Genomic DNA, 17,294 nt, shown 5'->3' on the forward strand with positions numbered 1-17,294 from the left:
GCGCTGCTGCCCGCCCCAGGGTGAATAGCCCCATTCCTAACTCGAAGACCATGCGCCGCCTACTTTCCGCCCTTTTCCTCACCGCCGCAGCCAACGGCGCCCTTGCCCAGACCACGCTGCTCAACGTCTCCTACGACCCGACGCGAGAGCTGTACCAGGACTTCAACAAGGCTTTCGCTGCCGACTGGAAGGCCAAGACCGGCGAAACACTCACCATCAGGACCTCGCACGGCGGCTCCGGCAAGCAGGCGCGCTCGGTCATCGACGGCCTGCAAGCCGACGTCGTGACGCTCGCCCTGGCCTACGACATCGACGCCATCGCCGACCAAAAGCTGCTGCCGCTGGACTGGCAGAAGCGCCTGCCGCAGAACGCCAGCCCCTATACGTCGACCATCGTGTTCCTGGTGCGCAAGGGCAATCCGAAGGGCATCAAGGACTGGAACGACCTGGCCCGCGCCGGCGTCGAGGTCATCACCCCCAACCCCAAGACCAGCGGCGGTGCGCGCTGGAACTATCTGGCAGCCTGGGGCTACAACCTGAGGAACGGCGGCACGCCCGCCACGGCGCAGGACTTCGTCAAGAAGATCTTCGCCAACGTCAAGGTGCTGGATTCCGGCGCCCGCGGTTCCACGACGACTTTCGTCGAGCGCGGCATCGGCGACGTGCTGATTGCCTGGGAGAACGAAGCTTTCCTGGCCGTCAAGGAACTGGGGCCGAGCAAGTTCGAGATCGTCACACCCACCCTGTCCATCCTGGCCGAGCCGCCGGTGAGCATCGTCGACAAGGTCGTCGACAAGCGCGGCACGCGCAAGCAGGCCCAGGCCTACCTGGCGTTTCTGTACGGCCCCGAAGGTCAGGAACTGGCCGCGCAGAACTACTACCGCCCGCGCGACGCCAAGGTCGCGGCCAGGTACGCGAAGACCTTCCAACCGGTCAAGCTGTTCACGCTCGGCGAGCTGTTCGGCGACTGGCGCCAGGTGCAGAAGGCGCACTTCGACGATGGCGGTGTCTTCGACAAGATCTATCTGAAGTAGAAACCCAACAAAGCCTCGCTGGCGCAGCGACGTGGCGGCGGCGGGATGACACCCGCTTCTGTGTCCTGGCTTAGCGCGCCCAGCGCTCGGCCATCGCCTTGACGCGCTCGCCAAAGGCCTTGGCCGTCGCGAAATCTCCTGCGGCCATTTCGTCGGTCGAGGCGTCGCTGGGCGAGACGGTCATCAGGCCGGCGAACGACGCGACGTAGTTGACGTCCTCGCGCGTGGAAGTCTTCTTGTTGGCCGGCATCAGGCCGGTGCCGGCCCAGACCATGCCGTGCTGCTGGCTCAGCGTGAACAGGTAGTGCAGCGTCGACAGCTTGTCGCCGTTCATCGACGCGCTGTTGGTGAAGCCGGCGGCCAGCTTGTCCTTCCAGACCTGGCCGAACCAGGGCTTGCTGGAGGCATCGGCGAACTTCTTGAACTGCCAGCTGACGCTGCCCATGTAGGTGGGCGAGCCGAAGACGATGGCGTCGGCGGCGGCCAGCGCCTCCCAGTCGGCGTCCTTGAGGTTGCCCTCTGCATCGATGGCGATGAGCTGCGCCGAAGCGCTCTCGGCGACGGTCTCGGCGATGCGCTTGGTGTGGCCGTAGCCGGAGTGGTAGATGACAACGATCTTGCTCATGAGACGACTTTCAGGGTGGGTGAACTAGAACCCTTGCGGGCGATGCGCGCGCGGCTGAACGCCGCGAGCGTCGCGGTACCCCCGGGGGGCCGCCAAGGTAGGCTTTGGCCGAGGGGCGCCATTTCAGGCTGCGAGGTCGAAGACAAGGACTTCGGCATCGCGACCTGCAGTCAACGTCAGGCGCGGTGCTTCACGAACCTGCAAGGCATCACCCGCCGTCAGGTCTTGCCCATTCACGGTCAGGCAGCCGCGAACGACGTGGATGTAGGCGAGGCGCCCGTCCGCCAGCGCCAGGTCGGCCTGCTCCGCCCCGTCAAAGAGGCCGGCGTACAGCTTGGCATCAGCATGGATGGTCACGGCGCCATGCGCTTGCGCTTCGCCGTCGTTGGCCGCCACCAGGCGCAGCTTGCCGCGCTTGGAAGCCGGGTCGAAATGCTTCTGCTCGTAGCTGGGCGCGATGTCGCGCTCGTTCGGCATGATCCAGATCTGCAGGAAGTGGGTCGTCTGGTCCTTGGCGTGGTTGAACTCGCTGTGCATGACGCCCGTGCCGGCGCTCATGCGCTGCACGTCGCCGGGGCGGATGACGCCGACGTTGGCACCACCGACCTCGCCGTTGCCCATGCTGTCCTTGTGCGCCAGCTCGCCCGAGAGCACATAGCTGATGATCTCCATGTCGCGGTGGCCATGGGTGCCGAAGCCCTTGCCGGCGGCAACCTTGTCCTCGTTGATGACGCGCAGGGCACCAAAGCCCATGCGCGCCGGGTCGTGGTAGTCGGCGAACGAGAAGCTGTGGAAGGACTTCAGCCAGCCGTGGTCGGCGTAGCCGCGGTCACTGGACTTGATCAGTTGGGTGGTCATGCTTTGCGCCTTGCTCCGTTGCGATGAAGTCAATGTAGGAGCCGGGCGCGCCGCCATCGACAAGCGTCTCTGAGGACATCGTTCAAATAGACTGAACCCATGAGCCATGCACAGGACAAGCGCCGCGCGCTGACCCCCGAAGCCCTGTCCATGATGGACACCATCGCCCGCACCGGCAGCTTTGCCGCCGCGGCACGCGAGATGGGCCGGGTTCCGTCGGCGCTGACCTATTCCGTGCGCCAGCTCGAAGACGCGCTCGACGTGCTGCTGTTTGACCGCAGCTCGCGCCACGCGGTGCTGACCGCGGCCGGCCAGGAGCTGCTGGTGGAGGGCCGGCGCCTGCTGCAGGAGCTGGACGCAGTGGCCAACCGCGTGCGCCGCATCGCCACCGGCTGGGAAAGCGAACTGACGTTGGCGGTGGACGACGCCGTCGCCCGCCGCGCGCTGTTTGACCTGATGGAGGCCTTCTACGCCGAGACGACCGAAGGCGGGGGCCCGCCGCCGACCCGGCTGAAGCTGCGCGTTGAAGTGCTGGCCGGCACGTGGGAGACCTTGTTGCATGGCCAGGCCGACTTGGCAATCGGTGTGCCGAGCCAGCTGCAGAACAGCAGCATCCACTGCGAGCTGGCCGGTGAACTTGAGTTCGCCTTCTGCATCGCGCCCCATCACCCACTCGCCAGCCTGCCGGAGCCGCTCAGCGCCAGCCAGATCGCCGAGTACCGCATCATCGCCGTGGCCGACAGCGCCCGTCTGCTCGCTCCCCTCACCGTCGGCATGCTGCCCGGGCAGGACGTGCTGACGGTGCCGTCACTGGCCACCAAGCTGGAGGCGCTGATGCGCGGGCTGGGATGCGGCTCCCTTCCGGTGCCCATGGTGAGCCGCCACATCGACGCCGGGCGCCTGGTGCGCAAGGCCACCTACGAAGGCCGGCGGACCGGGCTGATGCACTACGCCTGGCGCGACACGGGGCAGGCGCCGGGCAAGGCACTGGCCTGGTGGATAGACAAGCTGCGCGGGCCTGCCACGCAGCGCGCGCTGCTGGAGCAGCACGAAGGCCTACTGCTCTAGGAAAAGCCGTGTACCGAGGTCGATTTGCGCCCTCGCCCACCGGTCCGTTGCACGCCGGCTCGCTGGTGGCCGCGCTGGCGAGCTGGCTGGACGCCCGGGCGCACGGCGGACAGTGGCTGGTTCGCATCGAGGACGTCGACGGGCCGCGTTGCCCGCCCGGCATGGACGTGTTCATCCTCGGCCAGCTGGCGGCCCTGGGCTTGCGGCCGGACGAGCCGCCCGTCTGGCAGTCGCGTCGCGCTGATGTCTATCAGGCGGCGCTGGACCGCCTGGTCGCCTCGGGGCATGCCTATGGCTGCGCCTGCACGCGCGCCGAGATCGCCGCGCTCGCGGGGCCGCGGCCCCGCCATGGCGAGCTGGTCTATCCCGGCACCTGTCGCCACGGGACGAACGGCCGCGCCGCACGCGCGTGGCGCCTCCGCGTCGAAGGGGTTGTGGACTGGTGCGACCGTCGCCTCGGCCCGCAAACCCAGGATCTCCAGGCCGAGGTCGGCGACTTCGTGCTCAAGCGCGCCGATGGCCTCTGGGCCTATCAACTTGCCGTCGTCGTCGATGACGCCGAGCAAGGCATCACCGACATCGTCCGCGGCGAGGACCTGGCCGACAACACACTCCGCCAGATCGCGCTCCAGCGGCGCCTGAGCCTGCCAACGCCGCGCTATCTGCACACGCCGCTGGTGCTGGCCGAGGATGGGCACAAGCTGTCGAAGCAGAACGGGGCGGCGGCCTTGGACCTGGCCGATCCGGCGGCCCGCCTGCGGGAGGCTGCGGCCTGCCTGGGCCTGGAGACCGACGCTGCCGCGCGGCCGGCGAGCGACCTGCTGGCCGAGGTTGTGGCCCGATGGCGGGCGGCGAAGTAGCGCCGTTGGCGGCAGGCCTGAGGCGTCAGGCCTGCGCGCGTCTGCCGAAGAGCCTGGCCAACCAGCCCTGGCGCTCGCGTTCAGCAGGCGGCCATGCCACACCCAGTTCAAGCAGCCTGTCCTCCACCGCAGTCAGCCCGACCCTGCGGGCCGCCTGCATCGGCGTGGCGGCGTCGAACTCCGAGGGCAGGTCCGGATTTGCGCCGTTTGCCAGCAGGAACAGCGCCACCTCCTGCTGCCGCGCCAGGATGGCGGCCACCAGCGGGGTGGACAGGAATTCGGGGTGCGCGTAGTTGACGTCCACGCCGCACTTGACGTGGTACTCGACCAGCGCCAGGTCGCCCTCGCATCCTGCCTGGTACATCTCCTTCCAGTTCCCACCCGCTGGCATGACTCATCCTTGCTAGATTGACCGACGCCGCACTCTATAGGCATGTCGCCTGCCCTGCGCCGGGGCATCGACCGCGCGGCGACAATCGCCGCTTCGCCAACTCAAGGAAAGCCCCATGAATACGACGCCCAGTGGCCTGCAGTTTGAAGACACCGCCGAAGGCGACGGCAAGCAGGCCCAGGCCGGCCAGGACGTCACCGTCCACTACACGGGCTGGCTCTGGGTCGACGGCGCCAAGACGACCAAGTTCGACTCCAGCAAGGACCGCAGCGAGCCCTTCGAATTCGAGCTGGGCGCCGGCATGGTGATCCGCGGCTGGGACGAGGGCGTGCAGGGCATGAAGATCGGCGGCAAACGCACGCTGCTGATCCCGGCCGAGCTGGGCTATGGCGCGCGCGGCGCCGGCGGCGTCATCCCGCCGAACGCGACGTTGTGCTTCGAGGTCGAGCTGCTCGGCCTGGCCGGCGGCCCGGAGAACGTCGAGCTGAACCTGCACACGGCCTCCAGCGGCCTGCAGTACGAGGACCGCGTCGTTGGCGACGGCGCAGAGGCCGCGAAGGGCCAGCGCGTATCGGTGCACTACACCGGCTGGCTCTACAAGGACGGCCTGCGCGGCAAGAAGTTCGACTCCAGCAAGGACCGTGGCCAGCCCTTCAAGTTCCGCCTCGGCGGCGGCGAGGTCATCCAGGGCTGGGACGAAGGCGTGCAGGGGATGAAGGTCGGCGGCACACGCATGCTGGTGCTGCCGCCCGCGCTGGGCTATGGTGCGCACGGCGCCGGCGGTGTCATCCCGCCCAACGCGACGCTGCTGTTTGAAGTCGAGCTGCTGGCCGTCTGAGGCCTTCGCCGAACCACTTTCGAGCGACGACGGCGCTGCTGACAAGCGCCAGTCATTCGCAGATGCTTTGATCCAGTCCGTTCACGCACCAAGATCCCATCATGTCGATTGACCAACGCCGCTTCCCCCGTGTGGAGTTCTTCCTCGTGCCCGACGAGCACGAGCAGCTGCCGGTCTGGGTCATCAAGCCCGAAGGCCTGGCCGCCGAGCGCGGCGGCGTCGTCGTCAACCTCAGCGAGGCGGGCCTGCAGATCCTGGCCGCGGCCGAGCCGCCGCTGGACGCCGAGCACTACGAGCTACGGCTGCTGCTCGGCGAAGACCAGGGCGTGCCGCTGTTCACCGCCGACGTGCGCCGCGCCTGGTCGCGACCGCTGAGCCGCATCGTGCAGCTCGGGGTTTTCGTGTTCGATTCGCCCAACTCCGAGGCCGAGCAGTTCCTGCTGGCCCAGACGGCGCAGATCACGGCGCGCAAGTGGGTGCGCTGCGTGCTGGTGGAGCGCATGACGGCGCTGGCCTGAGGGCGCCGGGGCCAGGTTGCGCCAGCCGGTCGCTCAGGCGCATCGGGCGGCGCTGGCTGCCGCCGCTGGCGCCTCCTGCCGCCGCACGTAGACGTCGTCCATCGCCACCTGCAGCAGGCTGCTGCCCTGGCCGCAACCTTCGCCTGACACCGCCAGGCCGACGCGTGCTTGAACGTGGACTTGTGCCATCCGCCCTTCGATGCCGTAGGGGCCGCGCAGCTGCTCGATCAGCCGGCGCTCGACGAGTCGGGCGCCGGGCCGGGCCGTGACCAGCACTACCGCGAATCCAGCGGCTCCGAGCTGGAACACGCGATCGGTCTCACGCACGCGGTGCCGCAGCCGGGCGCTCAGCGCCAGCGCCACGGCCTCCTCGCAGCGGCTGCCGTGGGCGGGATCGACGGGCGTCATCAGCTCGACCTCCAGCCACAGCAGCGCCACGCTGTCGCCGTGGCGGCGGCTGCGTGCCAGGTGGCGGGCCAGCAGGGCCTCCAGCGCGTCCACGGTCTCGACGCGTTGTGTTTGCGTGGTGCCGCAGGGGCGGGCAGGCGGCGGACCTTCAGTGCAGTTCAGTGGCATGAGGGGGCAATGCGTGCAGTTGTGTGGGGTCAGGGTGAGGGACCCGTCCGCGCACTGCACCGATCCATGCCGGCCTCCCTGGCATCAACGAACGGGGCCCTCATTGATCAAAACGCAGTGGCGGCGACAAACCCGCCATGCCCGACGAGAAAATTCTTCGGGCAGGCCGTCGCCCGTGGCGTCACTGGCAGCTTGGCCGCGGCCCGCAGCGCCCCCCCAGCGGCTAGAGTGCGCGCCATGCAAGACATCACCCAGAGGCTCAAAGCCGCCGCGCAGGGCGACCGCGCGGCAGGCGACGAGGTCGTGGCACTGCTCTACGACGATCTGCGCCGGCAGGCACGGCGCCAGATGCGCCAGTCCGGGAAGATGACCCTGCTGAACACGACGGCCCTGGTGCACGAGGTCTGGCTGCGTCTGGCCGACCCGCGCGGGCCGGGCCGGGAGTTCCCCGACCGGCGCCACTTCCTGGCCTACGCCGCGCGGGCGATGCGCACCGTCGTCATCGACCTGATCCGGGCCCGCCAGGCCGACAAGCGCGGCGCTGGCCTGGACCTGCTGACGCTGGACACGGCGCTGGCCGAAGAGACGCCGCAGCGCGAGGACGACATCCTCAGAGTGCACGAGGCCCTGGAGGAGCTGGCCCAATGCGATCCGCGACTGGCCCAGGTCGTGGAGATGCGCTACTTCGCCGGCCTGGCCGAGCGCGACATTGCCGAAGTCCTCGGCGTGGCCGAGCGAACGGTGCAGCGCGACTGGCAGAAGGCCCGGCTGTTCCTGGCGGAAAGCCTGTGCGGCTGAGCTCGCAGGCGGTGCGATGAATGGCATCGACAAGCAGCAGTGGGGCATCCTGAGCCCGCTGCTCGACGAACTGCTCGACATGACCGAGCCGGGCCGCAGCGAGCGCATCGACGCGCTGCGCGCCCAGGACGGCGCCCTCGCCGCGCGGCTGGTGTCGCTGCTGTCCCACCAGTCGGCCCCGACGGTTCAGGCGCTGCTCGACACGCCTGCCGTGCAGGCCGTCATCGGCGAGCTGGCCGCTGCCGACGACGCGCCGGACCTGGCGGGCCAACGCATCGGTCCCTACGAGTTGCAGCGCGAGCTGGGCCGCGGCGGCATGGGCACCGTCTGGCTGGCGAGCCGGTCCGACGGGCGCTACGAGGGCCATGTGGCCATCAAGTTCCTGCGTGCCGACCTGTTCGGCAGCGGCAGCCGCTTCGCCCGCGAGGGGCAGATCCTGGGCAGGCTGTCCCACCCGCATATCGCGCGGCTGCTGGATGCAGGCTTGGGCGAGGGCAACCAGCCCTATCTCGTGCTGGAGTACGTCGAGGGCCTGCCCATCGACCAGTACTGCCGGCGGCAGGGGCTGGACATGGCCGCCCGCGTTCGACTCTTCCTCGACGTGCTGGCCGCGGTGGCCCATGCGCATTCGCGCCTCATCCTGCATCGCGACCTCAAGCCGGGCAATGTGCTGGTGACCCCTGCGGGCGAGGTCAAGCTGCTCGATTTCGGCATCGCCAAGCTGCTCGACGATGCCAGCCAAGCCATCGACGGTGCCGGCGCGACGGAAGTGACCCAGGTGGCCGGCAGCGCCTTCACGCCGCAGTTCGCTGCGCCGGAGCAGGTGCAGCTGGGCGACGTGACGACCGCCACCGACGTCTACGCGCTCGGCGTCATGCTGTATCTGCTGCTCAGCGGCCGGCACCCGACTGCCCAGGACACGCAGACCCGGCTCGACCATCTGAAGGCCGTCGTCGAGGTGGAGCCCCGGCGCCTGTCGGGCGCGGCTGCGGCGTCCGAAGACCCCAGCCAGGCCCGCCAGTCCCGCCTGCTCAGGGGCGACCTGGACACCATCGTCGCCAAGGCCCTGAAGAAGAAGCCCGGCGATCGCTACGTCAATGCGCAAGCCTTGGCCGACGACCTGCGCCGCTGGCTGACGCAGCAACCGATCAGCGCGCGACCCGACAGCCGGCTCTATGTGCTGGACCGCTTCGTGCGCCGTCATCGCTGGAGCGTGGCCCTGGGCAGCCTGGCGATCGTCAGCCTGGTCGGGCTGACCGCCTACAGCACCTGGCAGGCCCGCCGCGCCGCCGCCGCCGAGCACGAAGCGCAGGCCCGTCGCCAGGAGGCCGAGGAGACCCTGAGCTTCATGCTCGGCGACCTGGCCGACCGGCTGCGCCCCATCGGCCGGCTGGAACTGCTGGACAGCGTCGGCGGCCAGGCCCTGAGCCTGCTGGACCGCACTGGCCGCACGCCCAGCGCCATGGAGAGCCTGCAGCGCGCCAAGGCGCTGACGGTCGTCGCCGAGGTGCGCGTGGCCAAGCGCGACCTGGACGGCGCGCTGGACCCGCTTCAGCACGCCAGCGCCTTGCTTGACGGCGAGCCGCCGAGCTCCGCGCTGCTGGGCAGCTGGCGCAAGGCCCAGGGCGCGGCGGCCTTCTGGACCGGCGAGGTGCACCTGAAGCGGCGCGAGCTCGCATTGGCCGAACGCGCCTGGCTGCGCTATCTCGATGTCAGCCGCCGCTGGTACGCGGCCGCGCCTGATTCACTGGATGCCACGGTGGAGCTGTCCTATGCGCAAAGCAGCCTGGGCGCGCTGCAGCTCAGCCAGGGCCGGCTCGGCGCGGCCGAGGCGGCGCTGCGCGAGTCACTCGCCCTCAAGGCGCGGGCACTGCAGCGCCGGCCCGACGACGCCGAGCTGCGCAGCAACTGGGCCGACACAGCCAGTTGGCTGGGCACGACGCTGACGCGCGCCGGCCGCCTGCGCAGCGCGCAAGCGCAATACGAGTCGGCGCTCGCGGGCGTGGCGCGGCTGCGCGAGCAGCGGCCGCAGGATCTGGCCTGGCTGGCCAAGGCCGCCAGCGTGCAGTTCTATCTGGCGCTCACGCAGCAGGAGCTCGATCGCTCGGGGCGCGTCCTGCTGTCGCAGGCGCGAGAGGCCGCGCAGACCCTGATCCGCAGCGATGCTGCCAACCTGGCCTGGGCCCTGCTCGCCATCAACATCGAAGCCGAGTGGCAGGCACTGCACGTTGCCGATCCGCGCGAGCGGGCGCGAGGTGCGCAGGCGTTACTGGATCGCATCGAATCGCTGAGGCCGGGCAAGCCACCGCCGGAGAGCGCCCTGCCCCGCCAGGTCAAGCTGCTCGAAGAAGCGCAGAAGTCCGGCTGCAGCGCGAGCGATTGCCCGGCGCCCACCCGCCTGCGCGAGCGCCTGGATGCAGCCCTCAAGCGCAGCCCCGGCGACCAGCCCCTGCTGGCGGCTGCGGCCCACCTGGCGCAGCTCGACCGCACGACCGGCCGCCAGGCCGGCTGCGCCGCAGCCGCGGCGCTGTTGGCGCAGCATCAGGGCTGGTACCAGACCAATGCCGAGTTGACGCGCCGCTGGATGCAGGTGCAGGCCTGCCTGGACCCGGCCGCGCCGCGCCGCGCCGACTGGCTGGCTGCACGAGACTGGCTCCAGCAGCAACGAGAACTTTGATCACCCCACCACCAACCGGAGAGCTCCATGGCCTTTGTTCCGCCCTACCTCGTCACCGTCACCGCCACCACCGGCGGCCTGGCGCAATGCAGCTATGTGGATGGCAACGGCCAGCCCGTGCCGCCGGATGCGCCGCTGACCACCACCACGCCGGCAGACCAGCCCGGCAACCTCGTCATCAACTTCGTCGAAGCCAAGGTGGCAGGCCAGCGGCTGCGGCTGGTCGGCGCGGCCGTCAAGACCGTCGGGCACGATCCTTCACTCAACCCGCACAACTACCTGTTCGCCACGCGCACCCAGTGCGCCAAAGGCGAATGGACGGATAGCGTGGACATTCCCTGGGCACCCGACAGCTACACGACGCGCGGTGTCGTGCTGCTGTTCGCCAACGTGGACAAGAACGGCGACATGGTCGCCTTCATCCCGAGCGCCGATCCCCAGACCCAGAACGATCCGGAGTGACGCTGCGCCGGGCGGCCCGGCGGCGGGCCGCTCAATCGATCGACGGGTAGTCGCCCAGGCCGTCCGGCCACGGCGTCAGGATCTCGAAGCCGGCGGCCGTCACGGCCACCATGTGCTCCCACTGCGCCGACAGCGACTTGTCGCGCGTCACCACCGTCCAGCCGTCATTCAACTCGCGGATGCCGGCGCCGCCCGCGTTGATCATGGGCTCGATCGTGAAGATCATGCCCTCCTGCAGCTTGAGCCCTTCCCCCGGGCGGCCGAAGTGGTTGACGTGCGGCTCGTCGTGATAGACGTCGCCGATGCCATGGCCGCCGTACTCGCGCACGACGCTGAAGCCGGCCGCATGCGCGACCTTCTGGATGGCGTGACCGACGTCGCCTAGCGTCGCACCCGGGCGCACCTGGCGGATGCCGGCGCGCAGCGCCTCGTAGGTCGTGTTGACGAGCCGGCGCGCCAGCACATTGGTCTCGCCGACGATGAACATGCGGCTGCTGTCGCCGAACCAGCCGTCCTTGGTCAGCGTCACGTCCACGTTGACGATGTCGCCCTTCTTGAGCCGCTTGGTCGAGGAAGGGATGCCGTGGCAGACCACGTGGTTGGGCGAGATGCAGGCCGTCTTCGGATAGCCGTGATAGCCGACATTGGACGGAATGCACTTCAGCGTGTCCACGATGTACTCGCGGCAGATATCGTCCAGCTCCTGCGTCGTCACGCCGGGCACGACATGGGGCTTGAGCATGGCCAGCACCTCGGCGATGAGGTGCCCGGCCTCGCGGGCCTTGGCCACTTCCTCGGGCGTGCGCAGCTTGAGGCTCTTCATGCGCGGGCTCCTTTGACCTTGGCCGGCTGAGCCCAGCCCGCCACGCGTGCCAGGTCGAGCCCGCCCTCCTGCTCGGCGCGGATCAGCAGCTGGCAGATCTCGCTGTGGCTCAGCTGCGGGTGCAGTTCGGCCAGCATGCCGATGCGCATCCAGTGCTCGGCCTGGGCATTGATGGAGCGCGACAAGGCCTGGCTCGCAACGCGCAGGCTCTCATGCATCGGATCGGAGATTTTGACGATTCCCATGCGGCGCACTATATACGATTCGTATACGAAACGTATATTCAACTTTTGGGGACCAGCGCCCTTTCGTAGACATCCAGGAACTCGGCCGGCATGCGCCGCGGTTTGCCGCTGCTGATCTCGATGCACACCAGCGCCCAGCGGCCGCGCACCAGCGTGATGCCGTCGCTGGCGCGCTTCAGCTGGAAGCGGCGCTCCATCGCCAGCTTGCCGTCGCTCGCCGTCAGCCAGGTGCCCAGCACCAGCGCCTCGCCCTCGAAGGACGGCAGCAGGTAGTCATAGTGCCCCTCGCGGATCGCCATCGCGCGGTCCAGGCGGCGGTAGTCGGTGAGTGACAGCCCGAGCGCCTCGGAATGCGCCCAGCCGGCCTGCTCGCACCACTGCACGTAGACGGCGTTGTTGGTGTGGCCCAGGCCGTCGATGTGTTCCGGCGCCGGTGACAGCGCCAGCGTGAATGGCCACGGATAGTCCCAGGCATCGTTCACAACCAGCCCTCCTGCTCGGCTTTCAAGCCACGCACCCGAATCGCATCGCGCAGCGCCGCCAGCATGGGCGGCAGTTCCGCGTTCCCAAGCCGGTCCAGCGTGGCTCGGTCGTAGGCGCCGAGCACTTGAGCGCGCGGGTGAGCCAGCCGCGCCGCCTCCATCGCCTCCGGCTGCCAGGGCAGGTCGCGGTCGACCCAAGGCTGCGCGGCGGCGAGCGCGATCTCGATGCCCGCCGGGTCCGCGTCGGCACTGATGGCGGCAGGCGCCGGTGCCAGCGTGAGCAGGCGGCCGAGCCCAGCCGTCCAGGCACGCGTGGGACGGCCGGCAATCCAAACCAGCAGCGTGCCTGGCGCCAGCCGCGCGGCCTGCTTCTCGAAGCTGGCGCGGTTCTCGATCAACCACCAGCGCGCGGGCGCCGACTGCACCGCCAGCAGGCGCTCAAGGGACTCGCTGGGCAGCGTGACGAAGGGCAGTGCCGCCAGGTCCACGCGTCGGTCGCCGGGCCAGACGAGCGAGGCGGCACCCGCCAGCGTCAGCGTCGGTGCAAAGGGCCCGATGCCCAGCGCCGGGAGGTCAAAGTGACGCTCCAGCCATGCCCATTCACCGTCAGCCACCGCCTTGGTGTGGCCCAGGTGCAGCGCAAAGTCGCGCCGCAGGCCCTGCTGGCCGGCCGCCACCCAGGTGAGGAGCGCGTCAAGAAGAGCGGCGCGCGCCTGGGCCGGCTTGAGGGCCATGCGCGACTCGGCCAGGTCCTGCGCCGCCTCGCCCACCAGCGGGTCGGCCATCAGCGCATCGAGCTGCTCGGTCAAGGCCTGGCGCTGCGCATCGCGCTGGCTGCGGGTGGGCAGGCCGAGCGCCGTCTGCAGCGCCTCCAGCTCGACCCAGGCGATGCCGGCACGCAACCAGCGGCCGCGCTCGAACTTCTCCTTGAGCGTCAGCAGTCCCGCCACCAGGCCCTTGTCGGCCAGGCGGTCCGCCAGCTCGATGCGGGTGGGGCCGGCGGCATCCAGCAGGCCGGGCCAGGGTCGGCTGTCGGCGCTGCCGCGCAACCAGTCGGCCAGCAGCTCGCGCTCGTCCACGTCCAGCGCGGGCAGGGCCGGCGGCCAGACGGGCGCGGCGGCCGCACGATGGCGGCGCAGCCGGTCGGCGCTCAGCTCACGCGTACTCACTCTTCTCCGCCCGTCTCGCCAGCACCGCAATCGGCGGCGCCCAGCGCTCCCCACGCGGCTTCTTGCTCGTGACCAGCGTGATCTCGCTGGGCTCGAAAACCTCGACGTTGTGCGTGATCGGCGTCGTCAGCAGGTATTGCGCGCGGGTGCTGCGCAGGAAGTGGCCGACGAGCTGGATGTTGCGCACATCCAGATGGGCGAAGGGCTCGTCGATGAAGACAAAGCCGCCAGCGCTCTCGTCGTCCTTCATCAGGCCGACCAGCAGGATCAGGCTCTTGAGCACCTGCTGGCCGCCCGAGGCCTCGCCGTCGTTCAAGCCCACCTCGCCCTTGCCGTCGAAGTTGAACTTCACATGCAGTCCGGCCTGGGCCAGCACCGTGTCGTCGTTGTCGAGATGGGGCACCTGGGCCTCCGCGGCCACGCCGGCCAGCTCGCCCAGCTCGGCGACGTTCTTCTTGTAGCGGCGCACGGTGGCGCGCAGCACGTCGATATAGCGCTCGCGGGCATTGAAGGCGGCAATGCGCGCCATCTCGTTGCTGGCGCGGCGGTCGCTCAGCTGGGCTTCCTGCTCGTGCACCTGGGCGCTCATGCGGGCATGACGGTCGATGACGCTGGCGTCGGTTTCCCACACGCCGGTCTCCAGCTCCTGCTCGACATGGCGGGCGCGGATGCCGGCCTGGTGGGCGTTCTCGAACTCTTCGTTCAGCGCGGCCAGCGCGGCGGGCGTGATCCAGCTGGCCGGGAAGCGCTCGCGCTGGGAACGCGACTCGGCCGAGGCCGCCTTCAGCGCCGTCCGCCGCGCAGCATGGTCACGGGCGCGCTCGGCGGCGGCCTTCTCACCGTCGCGCAGGCGCAGCTGGGCGGCCTCGTAGGCCTGCTCGTTGCGGGTGGCGTCCCGCAGCACGCGGTCATGCTCGCCGTCCAGCGTGGTCATGCGGGTGGATGCTTCGGCGCGGGCCTGCTTCAAGGCCGGCAGGCGGGCGCGGGCCTCGGCAAAGTCCTGGGCGCGCTCGCTCAGCTCCTGCGCGGCCTTGTGGCCCTGGGCGGCGCGCTGGGCGTCCTTGAGCTGTCGCTCGACCTCGCTCTGGGCCTTGGCGATGCGGGTCAGCTCGCCGTCCAGCCGCGTGACCTCGGCCTCCAGCGACGCGCGCCGCGAGGCGATGGCGTTGGCGCCGAATTGGTGGTCGCGCGGCTCGACGAAGACGCTGCGCCCCCCCCGGCCATCGCGGTAGTAGGCGTCGGCGGTGATCCATTCGCCGCCTACCCTTGAACCCTCTTCGGTCGACGCCACGCAGCGGATGCCGCCCAGCTGGCGCAGCAGCCAGCTCGGCAGCGGCGCCGTGACCTTGAGCGCGGCCAGTACGCTGCCGGCTGGCGCCGCACCCGCTGCGGCCGTGTCCGACACGACGTAGTGCCGGTAGCGCTGCCTGGCGGCAATGTCGAAGGCGCGGCCTTCGTCGCTTCTAGCTTTCAGCACGACGACCCAGCGCGACGGCCGCAGCAGTCCCTCGGCGGCGGCGCGCCAGGCCTCGTCGGCGATGTCGATGCAGTCGGCCACGAAATGGTGGGCGATGCCGGCCTCGTCCAGCGCACGCTTCATCGGCGCCACCTCGGGCGGCGCGGGTGGCAGCTTCTTGCCGGCCAGCTCGGCGAGCTGGGCCTGCGCGCGATCCGCCTTGTCGCTGATGCGGGTGTAGTCGCCGCGCAGGCGGGCCTGCTCGGCCGCCAGTGCCTGGGTGCGGGCGGCGAGCGCGGCGGCGTCGGACTCGACGTCGGCCAGCGCACGCAGCTCGTCCTCGCGCTTGGCCAGCAACTCGACCGGGCGCTCGGCCTCGCGGGCGGTGTCGAAGGCAGCGCGGGCCTCGCGCTTGTCGGTCTCCAGTGCCACCAGGCGGGCCTTGGCGGCCTCCTGGGCGGCAAACAGGCCCAGCAGCGCGGCGCGCTGGTCGGTCAGCGCCCGCGCATCGGCCGCTGCAAACAGGCGCTGGCGATGCAGCTCACGCGCGTCCAGCGTGGTCTTGTCGCGCGCCTCGCGCCACCTCATGACCGGCAGCACCTCGGTAGCCAGACGCTCGCGTTCCTTGATCTTGGCCTCGCGCAGCCGGTAGCTGGTGACGCGGTTGGCGAGGTCGCTGAGCTGAGCTTGCGTGTGGGCCAGCTCCTGGGCGGCCTTGTCGACCTCCTGCGTCAGCTGCTGCTGGTGGCTGCGCGCCTGCTCATAGCGGTCCAGCACCTCCTGGTCGCCGAACACCTCGAAGACGAGGCGCAACAGCTCCTTCGGGCTCAGCTCGCACAGGCGGTCGGTCTGGCCCTGCTCCAGCGCCAGCACGCGGCCGATGGCACGGGTCAGGCCGGCCGCTTCCAGGCGCTTGCGCCAGGCTTCCACGCCCAGCCAGTCGCGCTCGCTGCGGGTGGCTAACTCTTCAATCTCATGCACGCCGTCGCTGATCAGGTAGCGCCGCACCCAGTCACCGCCCTGGCGCTCGATGCGGCAGGCCAGCGTCACCTGGTCCGCATACAGCAGCGACGACGCGAACGGCCGGCTGCTGTTCTGGCGGCTGCGCGGCCGGTTGTCCACCACGGCGCGCAGCCAGGCGGTCTCGGCGTTGGCGTGGCGGGCGTAGGTCTTATAGGTGCGGCCACCGGAGCATTCCAGCCCGAGCAGCGTGCGCAGCGCGTCCAGCAGCGTCGTCTTGCCCGAACCGTTGGGGCCGGCGATGGTGATGATGGCGCCGTCCAGCGGCAGGCTCACGCGCTGGCAGTAGTCCCAGTGCAGCAGTTCGAGGCTTTGGAGGTGGAACATCAGTCGTCGTTTCTGGCGGCGCGCGCTTCGGCCAGGGCCGGCGCGGCAAAGGGGTCGGTGGTGCGGGCCAGCACGTCGGCCAGCGCGCCGTCCAGAATGCGCGGCGCGAGCTGGTCGTAGTCCAGCAGCAGGTCCAGCAGTGGCCCTTCGGCAATGTCCTCGCCCTTGCGCGTGATGAAACCGTGGCGCTCCAGCAGCTTGAGGTTGCCGTCCAGCCGGGTCTTCTTGCCGAGCTGGTCGCCAAAGTCGGCCAGCAGGCTGCGGTAGCTCAGCAGCGGCGACACGCTGGCCGCGGTCGGCAGCGGCTTGGCGGCGGCGAACATCTCGCCCTGGTTGTCGCCTGCGTCTTCACTGCGGGCCAGTTGCCGCTGGCGCTTCGGTAAAACGATCAGGCTCCACAGCACGACCAGCAGCGACACGCCATCGCGCGGCAGCTCCAGGTTGTTGTTCGCGGCCAGACCCGTCTCGCCAAACACCGCACTCTCGGCCGGGCGCAGCAGCGCCACGGTGACGTGGTCGGCATAGACGTTGTCCACCAGCCGCAGGCCGACGCCAGCCAGGCGCTCGGTCACCGCAGTCCACAGTTCCGCGTCGATCAGCGCGCGCTTGACCAGCGGATGACTACGCGCTAACCAGCGGCGGGCCAGCAGCTGGGCCGCGAGCGAGGCGGCATCGTCGAAGTTCGGGTTCATGGGGTCTCTTTGATCAGCGCGCCCTGGCTCATCCAGCGCACGTACTCGTCATCAATCTCGCCCTGCTCCGCCGCCCAGCGCACGCGCCAGGGCTGGCGGGCCATGTCGCCGGTGGCGCCCTGCAGGTGGCGGGCCTGCTCGTCGCCCAGCAGCGGCAGCAGCTGGGCGCGGTAGGCGGCACGGGCATAGCTGCCGCCCAGCACGGCCGGGGCGACGGGCTGCTCGGTGAGGCCGGCCTCGGTCCAGCCGTTCAGCAGCTGCTGCATCAGGCCCATCTCCGGCGGCAGGCTCATCACGGCAAGCTCGCCCGGCGGCGCCGCCACCGCCGCGGGCAGGCCCTCGGGCGCGGCGGCCACTGGCCGGTCACGCTCGAAC

At 70.0% G+C, this 17,294-nt stretch carries 18 protein-coding genes and 2 pseudogenes; 9 read left to right on the forward strand and 11 right to left on the reverse strand.

Annotated elements, in window-relative coordinates; genetic code table 11:
- Nucleotides 1-50: 50 nt before the first annotated feature.
- Nucleotides 51-1,034: a sulfate ABC transporter substrate-binding protein gene (locus ACT6S0_RS06065; RefSeq protein ID WP_444762991.1), complete on the forward strand. Its 984-nt coding sequence runs from the start codon at nt 51-53 to the stop codon at nt 1,032-1,034.
- Between the two features lie 70 nt (nt 1,035-1,104).
- Here ACT6S0_RS06065 and ACT6S0_RS06070 read toward each other — a convergent pair whose 3' ends face one another.
- Both ACT6S0_RS06070 and ACT6S0_RS06075 read right to left on the reverse strand, forming a co-directional pair.
- The gene (locus ACT6S0_RS06070; protein WP_444762992.1) at nt 1,105-1,659 is read right to left on the reverse strand and encodes a flavodoxin family protein; all 555 of its coding nucleotides are present in this window, start codon (nt 1,657-1,659) and stop codon (nt 1,105-1,107) included.
- Nucleotides 1,660-1,782: 123 nt separating this feature from the next.
- Nucleotides 1,783-2,517 (reverse strand): pirin family protein, encoded by a 735-nt coding sequence (locus ACT6S0_RS06075; protein WP_444762993.1) that lies wholly within the window; start codon nt 2,515-2,517, stop codon nt 1,783-1,785.
- A 99-nt stretch (nt 2,518-2,616) separates the two neighbouring features.
- Here ACT6S0_RS06075 and ACT6S0_RS06080 point away from each other — a divergent pair, with 99 nt between their 5' ends.
- Both ACT6S0_RS06080 and gluQRS read left to right on the forward strand, forming a co-directional pair.
- Nucleotides 2,617-3,585 carry a LysR family transcriptional regulator gene (locus ACT6S0_RS06080; RefSeq protein ID WP_444762994.1) on the forward strand — a complete coding sequence of 323 codons (969 nt, stop codon included), beginning with the start codon at nt 2,617-2,619 and terminating at the stop codon, nt 3,583-3,585.
- An 8-nt stretch (nt 3,586-3,593) separates the two neighbouring features.
- Complete coding sequence (gene gluQRS, locus ACT6S0_RS06085; RefSeq protein WP_444762995.1) at nt 3,594-4,445, forward strand: tRNA glutamyl-Q(34) synthetase GluQRS; 852 nt, start codon at nt 3,594-3,596, stop codon at nt 4,443-4,445.
- A gap of 25 nt (nt 4,446-4,470) precedes the next feature.
- Here the strand turns inward: gluQRS and ACT6S0_RS06090 are convergent, their stop codons facing one another.
- Nucleotides 4,471-4,836, reverse strand: a complete 366-nt coding sequence (locus ACT6S0_RS06090; protein WP_444762996.1) for an ankyrin repeat domain-containing protein — start codon at nt 4,834-4,836, stop codon at nt 4,471-4,473.
- Nucleotides 4,837-4,951: 115 nt separating this feature from the next.
- Between ACT6S0_RS06090 and ACT6S0_RS06095 the strand changes: the two are divergent.
- The 3 genes and pseudogenes from ACT6S0_RS06095 to ACT6S0_RS06105 all read left to right on the forward strand — a co-directional run.
- Nucleotides 4,952-5,296, forward strand: a pseudogene (locus tag ACT6S0_RS06095) (FKBP-type peptidyl-prolyl cis-trans isomerase); the annotation flags it as partial.
- Nucleotides 5,297-5,326: 30 nt separating this feature from the next.
- Nucleotides 5,327-5,674: an FKBP-type peptidyl-prolyl cis-trans isomerase gene (locus ACT6S0_RS06100; protein WP_444763008.1), complete on the forward strand. Its 348-nt coding sequence runs from the start codon at nt 5,327-5,329 to the stop codon at nt 5,672-5,674.
- Between the two features lie 101 nt (nt 5,675-5,775).
- Nucleotides 5,776-6,192 (forward strand): PilZ domain-containing protein, encoded by a 417-nt coding sequence (locus ACT6S0_RS06105; RefSeq protein ID WP_444762997.1) that lies wholly within the window; start codon nt 5,776-5,778, stop codon nt 6,190-6,192.
- 33 nt (nt 6,193-6,225) lie between these two features.
- On the opposite strand, the gene ACT6S0_RS06110 is transcribed toward ACT6S0_RS06105, so the two are convergent.
- Entirely contained in the window at nt 6,226-6,768 is a 543-nt protein-coding gene (locus ACT6S0_RS06110; protein ID WP_444762998.1) for a diguanylate cyclase domain-containing protein, read from the reverse strand.
- A 237-nt stretch (nt 6,769-7,005) separates the two neighbouring features.
- On the opposite strand from ACT6S0_RS06110, the gene ACT6S0_RS06115 reads away from it, so the two are divergent.
- Genes ACT6S0_RS06115 through ACT6S0_RS06125 form a run of 3 tightly spaced genes read left to right on the forward strand, consistent with a single transcriptional unit; the run spans nt 7,006 to nt 10,705 of the window.
- A complete protein-coding gene (locus ACT6S0_RS06115; protein WP_444762999.1) occupies nt 7,006-7,566 on the forward strand; it encodes an ECF-type sigma factor in 561 nt (186 codons plus the stop codon).
- A gap of 16 nt (nt 7,567-7,582) precedes the next feature.
- Nucleotides 7,583-10,243 carry a protein kinase domain-containing protein gene (locus ACT6S0_RS06120; protein ID WP_444763000.1) on the forward strand — a complete coding sequence of 887 codons (2,661 nt, stop codon included), beginning with the start codon at nt 7,583-7,585 and terminating at the stop codon, nt 10,241-10,243.
- Between the two features lie 27 nt (nt 10,244-10,270).
- On the forward strand, nt 10,271-10,705 hold the full coding sequence (locus tag ACT6S0_RS06125; protein ID WP_444763001.1) for a hypothetical protein: 435 nt from the start codon (nt 10,271-10,273) through the stop codon (nt 10,703-10,705).
- A gap of 31 nt (nt 10,706-10,736) precedes the next feature.
- Here ACT6S0_RS06125 and map read toward each other — a convergent pair whose 3' ends face one another.
- The 7 genes and pseudogenes from map to ACT6S0_RS06160 all read right to left on the reverse strand — a co-directional run.
- Nucleotides 10,737-11,528: a type I methionyl aminopeptidase gene (gene map / locus ACT6S0_RS06130; protein WP_444763002.1), complete on the reverse strand. Its 792-nt coding sequence runs from the start codon at nt 11,526-11,528 to the stop codon at nt 10,737-10,739.
- Complete coding sequence (locus tag ACT6S0_RS06135) at nt 11,525-11,773, reverse strand: ParD-like family protein (protein WP_444763003.1); 249 nt, start codon at nt 11,771-11,773, stop codon at nt 11,525-11,527. Before ACT6S0_RS06135 ends, map begins: the two co-directional genes overlap by 4 nt.
- A gap of 38 nt (nt 11,774-11,811) precedes the next feature.
- Complete coding sequence (locus tag ACT6S0_RS06140; RefSeq protein WP_444763004.1) at nt 11,812-12,255, reverse strand: acyl-CoA thioesterase; 444 nt, start codon at nt 12,253-12,255, stop codon at nt 11,812-11,814.
- Nucleotides 12,252-13,424 (reverse strand): hypothetical protein, encoded by a 1,173-nt coding sequence (locus tag ACT6S0_RS06145; RefSeq protein WP_444763005.1) that lies wholly within the window; start codon nt 13,422-13,424, stop codon nt 12,252-12,254. Before ACT6S0_RS06145 ends, ACT6S0_RS06140 begins: the two co-directional genes overlap by 4 nt.
- The gene (locus tag ACT6S0_RS06150; RefSeq protein WP_444763006.1) at nt 13,411-16,227 is read right to left on the reverse strand and encodes an ATP-binding protein; all 2,817 of its coding nucleotides are present in this window, start codon (nt 16,225-16,227) and stop codon (nt 13,411-13,413) included. Before ACT6S0_RS06150 ends, ACT6S0_RS06145 begins: the two co-directional genes overlap by 14 nt.
- Nucleotides 16,227-16,919 carry a hypothetical protein gene (locus ACT6S0_RS06155; protein ID WP_444763007.1) on the reverse strand — a complete coding sequence of 231 codons (693 nt, stop codon included), beginning with the start codon at nt 16,917-16,919 and terminating at the stop codon, nt 16,227-16,229. The genes ACT6S0_RS06150 and ACT6S0_RS06155 overlap by 1 nt, the downstream gene beginning before the upstream one ends.
- Nucleotides 16,916-17,294: pseudogene (locus ACT6S0_RS06160) on the reverse strand (hypothetical protein); the annotation flags it as partial. The pseudogene ACT6S0_RS06160 and the gene ACT6S0_RS06155, both read right to left, overlap by 4 nt.

The organism is Roseateles sp. (assembly GCF_052436255.1).
Lineage (GTDB): Bacteria > Pseudomonadota > Gammaproteobacteria > Burkholderiales > Burkholderiaceae_C > Pelomonas.

Bases quoted from the DNA above. Each gene is read 5' to 3' on its own strand.
- ACT6S0_RS06065 (WP_444762991.1), top strand. From the start codon at position 51: ATGCGCCGCCTACTTTCCGCCCTTTTCCTCACCGCCGCAGCCAACGGC.
- ACT6S0_RS06150 (WP_444763006.1), bottom strand. From the start codon at position 16,227: ATGTTCCACCTCCAAAGCCTCGAACTGCTGCACTGGGACTACTGCCAG.
- ACT6S0_RS06155 (WP_444763007.1), bottom strand. From the start codon at position 16,919: ATGAACCCGAACTTCGACGATGCCGCCTCGCTCGCGGCCCAGCTGCTG.
- ACT6S0_RS06105 (WP_444762997.1), top strand. From the start codon at position 5,776: ATGTCGATTGACCAACGCCGCTTCCCCCGTGTGGAGTTCTTCCTCGTG.
- ACT6S0_RS06110 (WP_444762998.1), bottom strand. From the start codon at position 6,768: ATGCCACTGAACTGCACTGAAGGTCCGCCGCCTGCCCGCCCCTGCGGC.
- map (WP_444763002.1), bottom strand. From the start codon at position 11,528: ATGAAGAGCCTCAAGCTGCGCACGCCCGAGGAAGTGGCCAAGGCCCGC.
- ACT6S0_RS06090 (WP_444762996.1), bottom strand. From the start codon at position 4,836: ATGCCAGCGGGTGGGAACTGGAAGGAGATGTACCAGGCAGGATGCGAG.
- ACT6S0_RS06120 (WP_444763000.1), top strand. From the start codon at position 7,583: ATGAATGGCATCGACAAGCAGCAGTGGGGCATCCTGAGCCCGCTGCTC.
- ACT6S0_RS06125 (WP_444763001.1), top strand. From the start codon at position 10,271: ATGGCCTTTGTTCCGCCCTACCTCGTCACCGTCACCGCCACCACCGGC.
- ACT6S0_RS06080 (WP_444762994.1), top strand. From the start codon at position 2,617: ATGAGCCATGCACAGGACAAGCGCCGCGCGCTGACCCCCGAAGCCCTG.
- ACT6S0_RS06070 (WP_444762992.1), bottom strand. From the start codon at position 1,659: ATGAGCAAGATCGTTGTCATCTACCACTCCGGCTACGGCCACACCAAG.
- ACT6S0_RS06115 (WP_444762999.1), top strand. From the start codon at position 7,006: ATGCAAGACATCACCCAGAGGCTCAAAGCCGCCGCGCAGGGCGACCGC.
- ACT6S0_RS06135 (WP_444763003.1), bottom strand. From the start codon at position 11,773: ATGGGAATCGTCAAAATCTCCGATCCGATGCATGAGAGCCTGCGCGTT.
- ACT6S0_RS06075 (WP_444762993.1), bottom strand. From the start codon at position 2,517: ATGACCACCCAACTGATCAAGTCCAGTGACCGCGGCTACGCCGACCAC.